The sequence below is a fragment of the Fodinibacter luteus genome (genome assembly GCF_039541575.1).
In the GTDB taxonomy this organism is placed as follows: domain Bacteria; phylum Actinomycetota; class Actinomycetes; order Actinomycetales; family Dermatophilaceae; genus Fodinibacter; species Fodinibacter luteus.
In genome coordinates, this window is the sequence record NZ_BAABGM010000019.1 from 41,863 (window position 1) to 54,219 (window position 12,357).

The 12,357-nt window shown below is 66.4% G+C and carries 12 protein-coding genes and 1 pseudogene; 9 read left to right on the forward strand and 4 right to left on the reverse strand.

The window, feature by feature from the left end:
• The first annotated feature begins 172 nt into the window (after positions 1–172).
• The 3 genes from ABD899_RS14775 to ABD899_RS14785 are packed head-to-tail and all read left to right on the forward strand — an operon-like array spanning position 173 to position 1,677.
• On the forward strand, positions 173–1,087 hold the full coding sequence (locus ABD899_RS14775; RefSeq protein ID WP_345207360.1) for a tyrosine-type recombinase/integrase: 915 nt from the start codon (positions 173–175) through the stop codon (positions 1,085–1,087).
• Positions 1,088–1,132: 45 nt separating this feature from the next.
• Positions 1,133–1,399 carry a type II toxin-antitoxin system Phd/YefM family antitoxin gene (locus ABD899_RS14780; RefSeq protein WP_345207362.1) on the forward strand — a complete coding sequence of 89 codons (267 nt, stop codon included), beginning with the start codon at positions 1,133–1,135 and terminating at the stop codon, positions 1,397–1,399.
• On the forward strand, positions 1,396–1,677 hold the full coding sequence (locus ABD899_RS14785) for a type II toxin-antitoxin system RelE family toxin (protein WP_345207364.1): 282 nt from the start codon (positions 1,396–1,398) through the stop codon (positions 1,675–1,677). Before ABD899_RS14780 ends, ABD899_RS14785 begins: the two co-directional genes overlap by 4 nt.
• A 128-nt stretch (positions 1,678–1,805) precedes the next feature.
• Here ABD899_RS14785 and ABD899_RS14790 read toward each other — a convergent pair whose 3' ends face one another.
• The gene (locus ABD899_RS14790) at positions 1,806–2,240 is read right to left on the reverse strand and encodes a MarR family winged helix-turn-helix transcriptional regulator (RefSeq protein WP_345207366.1); all 435 of its coding nucleotides are present in this window, start codon (positions 2,238–2,240) and stop codon (positions 1,806–1,808) included.
• A 163-nt stretch (positions 2,241–2,403) separates the two neighbouring features.
• Between ABD899_RS14790 and ABD899_RS18985 the strand changes: the two are divergent.
• Both ABD899_RS18985 and ABD899_RS14805 read left to right on the forward strand, forming a co-directional pair.
• A pseudogene (locus ABD899_RS18985) lies at positions 2,404–2,945 on the forward strand (mycothiol-dependent nitroreductase Rv2466c family protein).
• A gap of 10 nt (positions 2,946–2,955) precedes the next feature.
• A complete protein-coding gene (locus tag ABD899_RS14805) occupies positions 2,956–3,645 on the forward strand; it encodes a maleylpyruvate isomerase family mycothiol-dependent enzyme (protein WP_345207372.1) in 690 nt (229 codons plus the stop codon).
• Between the two features lie 154 nt (positions 3,646–3,799).
• Here ABD899_RS14805 and ABD899_RS14810 read toward each other — a convergent pair whose 3' ends face one another.
• Entirely contained in the window at positions 3,800–4,291 is a 492-nt protein-coding gene (locus ABD899_RS14810) for a nitroreductase family deazaflavin-dependent oxidoreductase (RefSeq protein WP_345207374.1), read from the reverse strand.
• Positions 4,292–4,477: 186 nt separating this feature from the next.
• Between ABD899_RS14810 and ABD899_RS14815 the strand changes: the two genes are divergently transcribed.
• Positions 4,478–5,116, forward strand: a complete 639-nt coding sequence (locus ABD899_RS14815; RefSeq protein WP_345207376.1) for a class I SAM-dependent methyltransferase — start codon at positions 4,478–4,480, stop codon at positions 5,114–5,116.
• Between the two features lie 119 nt (positions 5,117–5,235).
• On the opposite strand, the gene ABD899_RS14820 is transcribed toward ABD899_RS14815, so the two are convergent.
• Positions 5,236–6,540: an IS256 family transposase gene (locus tag ABD899_RS14820; protein ID WP_345207378.1), complete on the reverse strand. Its 1,305-nt coding sequence runs from the start codon at positions 6,538–6,540 to the stop codon at positions 5,236–5,238.
• 180 nt (positions 6,541–6,720) lie between these two features.
• Here ABD899_RS14820 and ABD899_RS14825 point away from each other — a divergent pair, with 180 nt between their 5' ends.
• Both ABD899_RS14825 and ABD899_RS14830 read left to right on the forward strand, forming a co-directional pair.
• Positions 6,721–7,707, forward strand: coding sequence for a carbon-nitrogen hydrolase family protein (locus ABD899_RS14825; protein WP_345207380.1), 987 nt, complete (start codon positions 6,721–6,723; stop codon positions 7,705–7,707).
• Positions 7,708–8,000: 293 nt separating this feature from the next.
• Positions 8,001–8,297 carry a hypothetical protein gene (locus ABD899_RS14830; RefSeq protein ID WP_345207382.1) on the forward strand — a complete coding sequence of 99 codons (297 nt, stop codon included), beginning with the start codon at positions 8,001–8,003 and terminating at the stop codon, positions 8,295–8,297.
• Between the two features lie 469 nt (positions 8,298–8,766).
• On the opposite strand, the gene ABD899_RS14835 is transcribed toward ABD899_RS14830, so the two are convergent.
• Positions 8,767–9,936, reverse strand: a complete 1,170-nt coding sequence (locus ABD899_RS14835) for a hypothetical protein (RefSeq protein ID WP_345207384.1) — start codon at positions 9,934–9,936, stop codon at positions 8,767–8,769.
• Positions 9,937–10,235: 299 nt separating this feature from the next.
• Here ABD899_RS14835 and ABD899_RS14840 point away from each other — a divergent pair, with 299 nt between their 5' ends.
• Entirely contained in the window at positions 10,236–11,825 is a 1,590-nt protein-coding gene (locus ABD899_RS14840; RefSeq protein ID WP_345207385.1) for an SNIPE associated domain-containing protein, read from the forward strand.
• Positions 11,826–12,357 lie beyond the last annotated feature (532 nt).

The window sequence follows — 12,357 nt, forward strand, 5'->3', positions numbered from 1 at the left end:
GGGGTCGACGGACGCCTCCACACCCCCCCAAGAACACGGACCGTCTCAACGCCTGCAGGGGGCTGCCACCACGGCGGGCCCGGGTCTACCGTCGGATGGTTCGAGTGCCTGGCCGCGGTGGCGGCGGGCGTGGTTGAGGCCTCTGTATGGGTCGCCGCGCGAGGTGATCCCAATGTCCACTCCGACCATGCTGTTGCCGTTCCAGCCGGCCACCATGTCCACCGCCCAGGTCGCGGCGGTCTCGTTCCTGGCTCGCTACTCCGGCCGAACTCACCGCCTGTATCAGTTCCAGCTGCGGGAGTGGTTCGCCTGGTGCGAACGCAACAGCTTGGACCCGCTGGTCGGGGTCCAACGCGCGCACGTCGAGCTCTACATCCGCAGCCTGGGCGAGCGCGGCCTGATGGACTCCAGCGTGGTGTCGATGATGAACGGGGTGCGTGGCTTCTTCCGGTTCGCGCACATCGACGGGCTCATCCCGGCGGACCCGGCCGTCTACGCCCGCCTGCCCAAGGTGCAGCGCGACGAGTCCCGCACCCAGGGCCTGGACCGGCTCGAGCTGATCCGCTTCCTGCAGGTTGCCCAGACCATCACCGTCCACCACGGCGCCCTGGCATACCTGCTCGGCATCAACGCCCTGCGGGCATCCGAGGCCGCTGCGGTTCGGATCGAGGACTACGCGGAGTCGCTGCGGGGGCATCGCGTCCTGCGGCTGGTCGGCAAGGGAAACAAGCCCGCGACGATGCCGATCACCGTGCCGGTGCTACGCGTCCTGGAGGCCTGCCGCGGCGAACGCATCGAGGGTCCGCTGGTCCTGCGACCAACATCCGGCAAACCGATCGACCGGCGCGACGCCTACCGGATGGTCACCCGGATCGCGAAGGCAGCCGGCATCCCACGGCACATCAGCCCCCACTCGCTGCGGCACGCCGCGATCACCAACGCCCTGGATGCCGGGGTGCCGCTTCGCGACGCGCAGATCCTCGCCCGCCACGCCGACCCCAGAACCACCGAGCACTACGACCGCGCCCGCGGCAACCTGGACCGCCACGCAGTGCACTTCCTCACCGCCTACGTCGCCGGCGTCTGATGCACCCAGTTGCACGAATGGAGGCAAAGCGCCACAATTGTGGTCATGAGCATTGAGCCGCTTCGTGAGGTCCGAGACCACTTCAGCGACGTCGTGGACCGTGTCGAGCGCGAGCACGAGAGGGTGACGGTCACCCGTAACGGTCGCGCAGCCGCGGTGATCATCAGCCCGGAGGACCTGGCCGAGCTCGAGGAGACCCTCGCCGTCCTCAGTGACCCACTGGCTCTGGCCGACATCCGTGAGGCCGACGCTGCGTACGCCGCTGGTGACGTGGTTCGAGGGGCCGATGCGGTCCGCGCCCTGCGTTCATGACGCAAAGCTCCACCTACGAGCTGGTCCTTACCCCGCCGGCGGTCCGGGCACTCCGGTCGGGGCTTCCCGAGTCGGTCGCGGCCGCAGTGATCGAGTTCCTCACCGGCGCCCTGGTCGAGAACCCGCAACGGGTAGGCAAACCACTGCGTGGAGACCTGGCTGGCATTCACTCCGCTCGACGCGGCACCTACCGGGTGTTGTACCGCATCAACGCGAAAGATCGGGAAGTGGTCATCCTGCGGATCGACCACCGAACTGACGTCTACCGTCCCAGCTGAGGCCGCGCAGCGCCCGGGACCCTGCCACGCGTTCAATCTGCGTCTCAACGCCGCATCGGCGCAGCCCCGTTGAACGGCGTCCGGCTTCGAGGACCAGTTGCTGTTCTCGACATGTCAGCCGCAGGTGGTCACTGGTAAGGGTCGGTGATCGCTCGTAGGTCGGTGAGGGCTTGGCGGAGTTGCTGCATGCGTTTTGGGCCGAGGTGGGCGCGCCACTCCTGTTCGATGCGGTCCTCCTCTGCGCGGGCGTGTGGGATCGCCTCCTTCGCGCGTGAGGTCATCCGCACCAGGCGTGCGCGGCCGTCGGTGGGGTCGGTGACGCGTTCGACGTAGCCGGCGCGCTCGAGCTTGTCGACCAGAGCTGTCGCCGTCTGCTTGGCGATCTGGGCACGCGCGGCCAGCACACTGAGCCGGGTGCCTTCGGGGTCGACGCCCATCATCAGACGGGCCTGCGCGATCGTCACGTCGTCGAAGCCACGTTGCTGGAGCGCCTCGAAAATGCGGTTGGCGGCCGAGCGTGACGCGATGAACATCAGCAGACTGGCCGGCAGTTCGCGATCCATCGGATCCCTTCACAAAGTCCTACGATCGAACTACACTAGTCCGTCAGTGGGACCAGTTTAACGTGGGAGGCGGACGGTGAACGCGACACATCAGGAGGTGGTCGACTTCTGGTTCGACCCGGTGTGCCCCTACTCCTGGACCGCCTCGCGCTGGCTGCACGAAGTGGGTGCGCGACGCCACCTGACGGTGCGCCACCACGTCATGAGTCTGTACCTGCTCAACCAGAACCGCACGGACGTCGCGGCGGACTACCGCCGCAGCGTCGAGGGCAGCCGCGGGCCGGCCAAGGTGGCAACGGGCGTGGCGGTCACATTCGGACAGCAGACGCTGGCGGACTTCTACACCGCTTTGGGGAGCGGGTGTTCGACCTCTGGCGTCGACCCACCGCCGCGGAATACCACGACGTGATCCGCGCCGTGCTGGCCCAGCTGCAGCTTCCCGCTGGCCTGGAGGACGCCATGGAGTTACAGGACTACGACACCCCCATGCGCCTGAGCCACGACGCCGGGGTGGCCTTGGTGGGTGGGGAGGTCGGGACGCCGATCACCTCCATCGGCGGGGTGGCCTTCTTCGGCCCGGTGCTGAACGAGATTCCGCGTGGAGACCAAGCGGTCGATGTGTTCGAGGGTGCCCGACTGCTCGCTGGCTTTCCACAGTTCTACGAACTCAAGCGGACCCGCACGCGACCTCCGGTCTTCACCTGAAGGACGAACAATGACACGTTTGACGGCCATAGAGACGGACGCCCTGTGGGCCGGGATCGACGACCAACGAGCCAGGACCGCCGCGCTGCTCGACGGCCTCACCCCCGACCAGTGGGACCATCCCTCCTTGTGCGACGGCTGGACCGTGCGACACGTCGCCGCGCACCTTACCGGGCAGCAACAACGGGTACGTGACGCGTTGGGCTTCATCATCCGTCATCCCCGGATCCTGCGCAGCATGCCGCTGAACACCTTCATCCACGACGCCGTCGTCCTGCAGGCGCAGGAGCTGTCCACCGAGCAGATCGTCACGCGGATCCGGGACGGCATCGGCTCACGTCGACACAACCCAGGGCTCACCCCGCTGGAGACGCTGACCGACATCCTCGTGCACAGCCAAGACATCGCCATCCCCCTCGGCGTCGACCTGCCCATGCGGCCCTCACTCAGCGCCCTTGCCGCGACCCGACGGTGGGACACCCGAAACACCTGGCTCGCCACCGTCAACCGCCGGCTCCCCCTGAACAGCTACCAGCTCACGGCCACCGACGCCGACTGGAGCCGCGGCCAAGGTCCCGACGTCGTTGGCGAGATCGGCGCCATCCTGCTTCTCATCACCGGCCGGACCGTCGTGCTGCAACAGCTCACCGGCGAAGGAGCGGACGCCCTGCGCCGCGCCGAGGCCCGATCCGCGCAATAGGACGCCGCCGGCTCACGCTCTCCCGCAACGTTGGCCCCCCGCGTGGAGACCCGGCTCGCATGCCAAGCAACCTGCGTCTTATCGTCGCGAGATGGGGCTGGATGGGCGCCGCCGGCTTCTCGTGGTCGAGCTGGTCCGGCTCCGCTCACTGCGGTCAGCCGGACCGCGTGGCACTGCTCTCCTCATGCGGGCGCAGCCGCAGTTCGACCATCGGCAGACCGATCACGGGCCGGGATGTCGCCTCTTCGATGACGCCCCGCAGCGTGCGCCACGCCCGGGGGTGGGCTTGTTCGTACCGCATCAGCGTGGCGGCTGACTCGTCTTCAGACATCGGCCGAGCCAGTGCAGGTGCGCCGCTGTCCCATCCGACACTGACGCGGCAGGTGGGGTTCGCCTGCAGGTTGCGGTACCACTGAGCGCGGGTGCCGAACCCGCTCGCCACGACGATCATGTCGGCACTGGGCCGGTCGACGACCTCGAGGCAGACGAAGCGCGCCGCTCCCGATGAACGTCCACGGTGCTCCAGCATCAGAACACGCGGACCCATCAGCCAGCCCAACCGGTGCCGGTAGAGCCAGATCGGCGCTCGCGCCAGGCGAGGGGTCCGGAGAAGGCGGGCGCCGACTCGGTTGAGCGATGCGGCCACTGAAACAGGCTAGCTTCGCGCGCCGAGGTGCGAGACCGCAGCGTTCCTCTACGGCGACAGCGGTTCGCCTGCCGTGCACCAGGCGAGACAAGCCGGGCCGGACCCAGTCCAGCGTCCCGACGCCGCGTGCCGGGCGCGCGCTGGCAGGGCGAGAGCCGCGCGTGCTGAGATGTGAGGGTGACTAACGTGGCGACGTGGTCGCGATACCGGGAGTCGATCGGGGATCGTTCGGGCCTGTTCTCCGCGCTGACCGACGCGTGGCCGATCGAGCGGGCGTTGTACCCCGGCAGCTACGTTGACCTGTCCCCGTCGACCGCATTTCGGTCTGTGGTCTACGTCGACTCCGACCCCCGCGCCCGCAGGTTCTTCGCCGACCGGGAGGTGGTGAGTTCCGAACGGGCTGGGCGCACACTCCCGGGCGCGGGGAGCCAGGTGCGGTTCCTCGGTGCGGACTACACCCAGCGTCTCGAACTCCCCGATGCCAGCGTGGACCTGCTCATCTCGCTGTTCGCCGGACCGGTGTGGGAGCACTGCCGCCGCTACCTGCGGCCGAAGGGATGGCTCCTGGCCAACACCAGCCACGGCGACGCAAGCCTGGCGGCCCTCGACCCTACGCTGCAGCTCGTCGCGGCCGTGCACCACCGTGACGGACACTATTCACTGGCAACGGATCGACTCGACCACTACCTCGAGCCAAAGCGCCCGGAGAACGCGAACGTCGAGCAGATCCGCACCCACGGCCGCGGCATCGCCTACACGAAGACCGCCTTCGCGTACCTGTTCCAGCGACTCACGCCCGCATCGGATCCGACCGGTGCGTCATAGCCGCCAAGGCGAACCCGTGCGGCGGAAGTGGACGCTCCATCGTGCTCGGATTCGCTTCTGATGGGATGGGGGTCCCCACAGGGGACTGTCGGAGTAACGGTGTTTCTGGCGTTCATGGGTTACAGGTTCTCGGCGGCCGGCATGCGGTCGGCGAAGGTGACGGCGAACGCGTTGAGTGCGGGCTTCCACCGCATCGTCCATCGTGCCTGCCCGGTGCCTTTGGGGTCCAGCCCTCGGGTGACCAGGTAGAGCGTCTTGAGCGCGGCCTGCTCGGTGGGGAAGTGCCCACGAGCACCGACCGCCCTACGGTACCTGGCGTTGAGCGACTCGATCGCGTTCGTGGAGAACAGGACCCGGCGGATCTCCACGTCGTACGCGAGGAACGGGGTGAACTCTTCCCAGGCCGCGCGCCACAGCTTGGGGATTGCCGGGTAGGGCTTGCCCCACTTCTCTTCGAGCTCCTCAAACGCCGCCCACGCCGCCTGGGCGCTGGGCGCGGTGTAGATGACCCGCAGGTCCCTGGCGAGCTGGTCCCAGTACCGGCGTGAGGCGTAGCGCAGGGTGGCCCGGATCAGGTGGATCACGCAGGCCTGCACGATGGCCTGCGGGAACACGGTGGTCACCGCGTCCGGGAGCCCCTTGAGGCCGTCGCAGACGACGAAGAACACGTCCACCACGCCGCGATTCTTCAGGTCGGTGAGCACGTTCATCCAGAACTTCGCTGACTCGCCACCGCCCTTGCCGGCCCACAGCCCGAGCACGTCCCGGCGCCCACCCAGGTCGACCCCGATCGCGGCGTAGAACGGCTGGTTGCCGACCTGGCCGTCGCGGACCTTGACATAGATCGCGTCGATGAAGATTGCCGCGTACACGCCCTGCAAGGGCCGCGAGGACCAGCCCTGCATCTCGTCGACGACCGTGTCGGTGATCCGCGAGACCGTGTCCTTGGAGATGCTCGCGCCGTACACCTCGGCGAAGTGCGCGCTGATCTCACCGGTGGTCAACCCCTTGGCGTACAGCGAGATCGCCACCGCGTCAACGTCGTTCAGCCGGCGCTGACGCTTCTTGACGATCACCGGGGTGAACGTGCCGGCCCGGTCCCGCGGCACCTCGAGCGTGACCTGCCCGGCGGCGTCAGTCAGGACCGTCTTGGGCCGGGTGCCGTTGCGGACGTTGCCGCCACCCTGCAGCGTGGACCCATGCTTGGCGTGACCCAAGTGCTCGGTCATCTCCTCCTCCAGCGCCGCCTCGAGCACCGTCTTGGTGATCGACTTCAACAGCCCCTCAGGGCCCGTCAACTCCTCCCCGCGGGCGCGAGCGGCCTTGACCAGCTGCCGCACCGCGACCCGCTCCAGCTCACCAGGCTCAACGGTCTTCTTCGCTTCCTTGGGCATCGAGCTCACGCCCTTGAGTGTCTCGGTCATCGGTGACCAGCCTTCCTCGCCGACTCCGTCGGCGTGTCGGACCAGAAACACCCTTTGTCTGACACTCCCCCCCACAGGGCGAGCGCGCCACCCGCGTGCCTGAGGAAGAGCCCAAGAGGTTGGGGGTCGTGACATGCGCTCTTGGGTGCGGCAGGGTATTCGCCACTGATGGGAGGCGCCATGGGCCGACTGAAGATTGCCGCGGTGCAAGCGACCTATGTCCTGATGAACCGCGACGCCACGATCGACCGGGTCGAGGAGTTGACATCGGAGGCCGCCCAAGAGGGTGCGCAGCTGGTGGTGTTTCCCGAGGCGTTCGTTCCTGGAACACCGATCTGGATAGACACCAGGCCGATCTGGGATGGCGATGACGAGTGGTTCGGCATGCTGTCGGACAACGCAGTGGTCATCCCGAGTCCGGCAGCCGACCGGTTGGCGGCGATCGCCGAGAAGTACGGCGTGTGGTTGGTCGTGGGGGTCCAGGAGCGCGAGCTGACCGGGTCAACGATCTACAACACGGTGTTGTACTTCTCTCCCGAGGGGCGGCTGGTCGACCGCCACCGCAAGCTGGTGCCGACCGGTTCGGAACGCACGGTGTGGGGCATGGGCGACGGATCAACGTTACGTGTGGTGGACACTGCGCAGGGCCGCATCGGTGGCTTGATCTGCTGGGAGAACTACATGCCGCTTGCCCGGTTCCACCTTTACGCGCAAGGGGTGGACGTCTGGTTGGCGCCCACGCTCGCCCAGGGCGATGGCTGGATCGCGACGATGCAGCACTTGGCGCGGGAGAACCGGATGTTCGTCGTCGGGGTGAACCCCGTCCTGCACGTCGATCGCATCCCTGAAGACTTCCCCGACCGTGAGCGGCTCGTTCCTGCGACCTTCGTCGAGGAGAATGGCCCGTGGATCGAACCGGGGAACACCGTCATCGTCGGGCCCAGCGGTGCGGTGATCGCCGGGCCGGTGCGCGAAGCAGAAGAGACCCTCATGGCCGAGCTCGACCTCGCCGAGGTCGCGGCTTCACGCCGGTTCATGGACCCAACCGGCCATTACAACCGACCTGACATCTTCCGACTGCAGGTCGACACGACAAGCCGGCAAGCCACAACCACCATCGGGACGCATGACCCGGACAGCGGAAGGGACAGCCACCCAACCCCTTGAGGAGCCGAGTCCATGTCTCATGGGAAAGGCGTGCGTCTCAGCGTCGCCTGAACACGCTTGACATCAGCGGCGTGTCCCGGCGTATCGATGGACGTGGCAAGGAACGGCCGTGGTGCCGCGGTCGTCCGATAGTCATGGCCAGGCGCTCTGCCTCCGTAGTTGCTCTCGCTCTCACCGCATGCGTTCTAACTGCTTGCAGCGGTGACGAAGATCCGACCCCACACCCGCAGGTCACGGCATCGGATTCCGAGGTACGCCTGGTAGCTCCGGACGACGCAGACCTGGTGCTGTATGTGAGCAACCAGTCGTTCGAGGACGAGACCGTCCGCCTGAAGCTCGCCGTGGACGGCGTCACGGTCGTCGACGGTGAGTTCCGCGTCGAAGGGCAGCACAACTGGATCCGCCTCCCCCTGGGTCTCTCGTCAGGGCGGCACACCCTCACCGCGGAGTCTGACACCGGGGCCACACTGGAGGAGCCCTTCCAGGTGCCGGGCGACGAAGCCCGCTACGCCGTCGTCGACTACTGGGTGGAGGACGACTCGGCCGAGCTCACATGGCTCTTCCAGCGCGACCCTGTGGGCTTAGCCTGACGCCTATGGTGCTGGCGGCGTCAGGCCCCGGTCGGTGATGCCCACAACGCAGCATGAGCGTGAAGGACGCGGGCCGTCCGGGAGCCTAAGCCGGGCCACTACGCCCTAGTCAGGCTGAGCACCACGTCGGCCGCGAAGGTCTCCGTACAGGTTGCGGCCGATTTGGACAAGACTGAGGACTAGCAAAACCAACCAAGCCACTCTCAAGGCGATGTGCAGCGTCGAATCTTCATCCCGAAAATAGTAGAGCGGGGCAATCACCATCAGCGCTGTCATCGTGGGCCAGAAGTATCCGCCCCAGGGCCCTCTCGCGTGGGCGCACTGACACTGAACACGACAGGGAGGCTACCCCCTTGATGATCCGGTCCTCGGCAGTTCCTGACGGATCGAGATGCGTCTCATCGCCGCGTTTCGCCCAAGACACGGACACGTCTGTGCGTCCTCGGAAGAGGCTTGGTGCTCGTCGGGTCTAGCCGCCCTTCGGGCCATCGTTATGCGCGTCGTCGACCACTATCGTCGTGGTGCGCTCTCCGAACGCAAAGGTTTGGATGTCCCCGTTTGACCAGAACATCCATGCGTCCTGGCCCGCGTCAGGCCGCACCGGTGTCGTCAGGGGAAATCGGAGGGCCACAGGCCGCAGGGGGCGCAGCTTTTCGGGAAGGGGCCCATCGACGAGGACTCCTGGATGTCCCGGGGCAGACCGCCCGTCCGGCGGTGCATGGTCCTCGAAGTGCTTCACGGCCGCGTTGTGGAAGAGCAGGGCCAACGTATGCGCAATAGCCGCTGCTTCCACCAAGGTTGGTATGGGGCTCATGGCTAGTTGTGTCGCCTCGAGTCCATGCCTCCTAGAAGCTCGGGAGAGGAATTCCGTGGTCACTCCGTCGAAGAGTCTGAGGGCCCGATCGCCCTTGACCGCACTCAGGGGCACAGTTCCATCCGGATTGGGAGGGGTGACCATGAGGACCGACAAGACATCGTCCTGAGGCCGAAGGCCCATCCCGTGCTTGAACTTGTTGTGAGCCGCGGTGAGGTCCGGGGCGCGCTGCGTGGACAGTTGGATGGCGTAGTTGATCCAGCGGACGAAGACGCTGAACGCTCGAGCGACCTCGTCGGATGTTACGGACGCTTCCGACGCCCTCGTGGGCTGCGCCCCAATGGTCAAGGGCGGAGCCGCGGCGGGTGGTGAGACAGCAGAGCGGGAAGGCACAAGCGCCTCGCGAAGTAGCCCAACCCCGTCGTCGTCCTGATCATCGAGAGCAGCCCGGTTTTCGCTCAGGACGTCCTGCATCTTTGTCGGCGTATCGACGAGGTTGACCCAATGGCTCTGTCCCGCTTGGTGGTGAAGCACCACATGGAGGAAGCGCAGTAGGGACTCGGCTACCTGATGACGCAGGGCAAATGCGTCGACAGCGATCTGGAGCGTCGACGTCCGCGGATCGCACTGCTCGTAGATAGCCGAAGATGGACCGAGTAGCCGGGCGAACTCCCTCGCACGCGGTCCGGCTGTAATGGGAGGATCATCGCTGAGTAGCCGCAGAATGCGCACTCGGATGTACGCGAACGGGTCGCTTGTGAAGAACTGGTCGTCCAGTTGCGCGACGGTCGCTTGACTGAGCTCGGGTCCTGGGGGCGGGTACACGACCAACAGTCAAGCCCATACCTCGGACACCACCCTCCGCTCTCGGCATGTAGTCGCTTTGATGCCACCGCGTCAGCAGCGCGAGTTCAGTCGCGTGCGTCGTGGTGCAGGACGGCTCAGGTCTCAGCCCGGAGGAAGTTCGTCAAGGTCCGCCCCACTTCGCCGCCCGCCGAACGACAGGAGGGCAGGGTTCGATGTCCGCACCTCGGCGCGCGGAATCTTCCGCGGTATCTTCGAAGTCGCGCGCGTCGCAGAGGCGTGGTCCCACCCGGGTAGCCTGACCAGTCGAAAGGGGAGGAATGACCAACAATCCTGCACCCGGGTGGCACCCAGATCCGATGCGTCGCTTCCAGCATCGGTACTGGGACGGCAGCCAATGGACCGAGCACGTGAGCACGGGTGGGTCGCGGTCCATCGACCCGCTTTCCGTGGCGCCCACGGTCTTAGCCGAGGATGCGCGCGAGCAGCCTGGGCCGGCACCTCTGCTCGGCGCCAGTTCGCCGGACCAAGCACAGCTGACCGACGGCCAGGCAGCGTCAGCTGCCGGAGTTGCTGCGCCCACGCCGAACGTTTCCACGGAGAAGATCACGACGTTCAATGCCAAGCGGATCGCGACCGAGCTTCAAGCGGAGAACCAGCGGCTCGGTGCGAAGGTGGCTCGCTGCGAGCGTCTGCTGGCCGAAGTGGGTGCGCTCGATATGGCTGCCCGCGAACTGCGCATCGAGACCCAGCGCCAAGCTGAGGAGGAACTGCGCCATCGGGTTGCTGAGCTGCAAAGGCAGGTGAGTGAGCTCGACCGGCAGGTCATCGTCAACCGTGACCGTCTCGTTCTTGAGGAGGTTGGGCTCTTCGACTTCGAGCACCCGGCCGAGTCGTCGGCCACTCTCGCAACCGAGCTTGAGGCGCTCCGGTCGGAAATTCGCCAGGCGAACAAACTGGGATCGGCGATCACGGCGGCCTCGAACTTCACGTTCAACAACTCGCTGTCCAAGGGTCAGACATTCGTGAACCAGATGAGCAGGATCATGCTCCGCGCGTACAACGCGGAGGCCGAGAATGCCGTCAAGACTGTCAAGGCGGGCAACCTCGCCTCGGCGCAGAAGCGTCTGTCGACGGCGCGCGAGCAGATCGCCAAGCAGGGCCGGATGATCGAGCTGTCGGTCACGGACCGCTATCACTGGCTACGACTAAAGGAACTGGAACTAGCTGCTCGTCATGAGCAGGCCAAGGCCGCGGAGCGGGAGATGGAGCGTGAGCGGCGGGCCGAGCTGCGTGAACAGCGAGCCCTCGAGGCGGAGATCAAGCGCGAAAAGGAACGACTGGAGAAGGAACGCGCCCACTATCTGAACTCGATCCAGAGGCTGCGCGAGTCCGGTGACATCGACGGAGCCGAGGCGCTTCAGGGCGAGCTCGATCGCATCGACGCCGAGATCGCTCAGGCTGACTACCGCGCCGCCAACATCCGGGCTGGGTACGTCTATGTGATCTCCAACATCGGCGCCTTCGGCGAGGGCGTCGTCAAGATCGGTATGACACGGCGTCTCGAGCCCGAGGACCGGATCCGAGAACTCAGCGACGCATCCGTCCCGTTCAACTTCGACGTCCACGCGCTCTTTTTCAGCGACGACGCCGTCTCGATCGAAGCGATGCTGCACCGCGAATTTGCCGAACAACGGCTTAACAAGGTGAACCCGCGCCGGGAGTTCTTTCGCGCCCACCCGCAACAGGTCCTCGATGCGCTCACCGAGCACAAAGTCTCCGTCCTGGAGTTCACCACCCGCGCGGCCGCCGACGACTACCGCATGAGTTGGCCCGGCGGATACCCCTCATACAGTGACCGTGAGACGGTCACCGACGCCCGGGAAGAACCCGCCCAGGGCACCGCGTAAGGACATCCGCAAGAAACATCAGCCGTCTGCGCTTGCCTCTCGCGCCTCCGTGTTGCGTCTCAGCGCCGCCACTGCACGCAGTGGCGTACGCGAACTCGTGAGGTGGTACGAGCGGATCAGTGCTGGTCCTGGGCTGTGCGGGGGCTGCCTGCGGCCTCCACGTCCCATTCGGCGACTGCTTCGACGGGCAGATCAACGCGTATCCCCGAGGGGGTGCGAACGGTGACCCAGCCGGAGGTGCCCGTGTCCACGGACTCGTCGAGTGCGAATACCCCCTCGAATAGGACGTACACCTCTCGGCCGCGTTCAATCTTCATTGCTGACACCCCCGTTCCATCGAAACCCTCTTCGATCGTTCGAGCATAACGGTGCGCATCGCGACGGGGCCGGGGAGCGCACCTCGGCTGTGCCCAAGTCGCGATGGGGCAGGCTCGGGGGCGGCCGGTGCAGCTGTTTGCTGCTGCACCGGCCGCCTAGGACCTGTTACGAAAGTCGTCTGAGCCAGTGGTCGATGCTCGCGACGTGGACGGTG